Annotated in this window: 1 protein-coding gene; it reads left to right on the top strand. The window is 43.0% G+C overall.

Annotated elements, in window-relative coordinates; genetic code table 11:
• The coding region (locus tag QEH53_RS24005) for a hypothetical protein (protein ID WP_309025773.1) at positions 1-413 on the top strand (413 nt) is incomplete at its 5' end.
• Positions 414-481 lie beyond the last annotated feature (68 nt).

Here is a 481-nt window from a genome sequence, read left to right as displayed (position 1 = left end):
GGCGTTGGGCAGAAAGAATGAAAGCAATTCAGCAAAAAGTAAGCACACTAACCGATGGTGAAACGCTCATTCTTCTGAACGAGCTGCAAGTAGTTACGGGACAAAAATTGAGAGACTACCCTACGAGCATGCTTCAGCACTATCTCCAAGCCTGCATCTTTCCAAACGGTGGATCGGAAAAAGCAGTAAAGATTAGCAAGTCTGACTTGGACGCACTAAATCCGACTGAAAACCCTGTACTCCAAAAGAAGATAAAAAGCATAGGAGATGACCTATTTCAAATAATGAAGGAACTATGTGAATTGAATTACGATAGCATAGAGAATCACATGGGATCATCCATTTACATGGTGTTGAACAAGACACTAGCCCCTACGAAATCAAAGAAAAACCCAAGGCTATTTAAGTACTAAAGATTGGCCCAACAAAACGTGGCATACAATTCCGGAGGCTGCGCCTCCTCCATCGTATGCACTCGACG

Origin of the sequence: Pelagicoccus sp. SDUM812002, from assembly GCF_031127835.1 — a bacterium.
In the GTDB taxonomy this organism is placed as follows: Bacteria; Verrucomicrobiota; Verrucomicrobiia; order Opitutales; family Opitutaceae; genus Pelagicoccus.
Note: the sequence above shows the minus strand (reverse complement) of the source record. Positions and strands in the feature narration are given on the sequence as shown.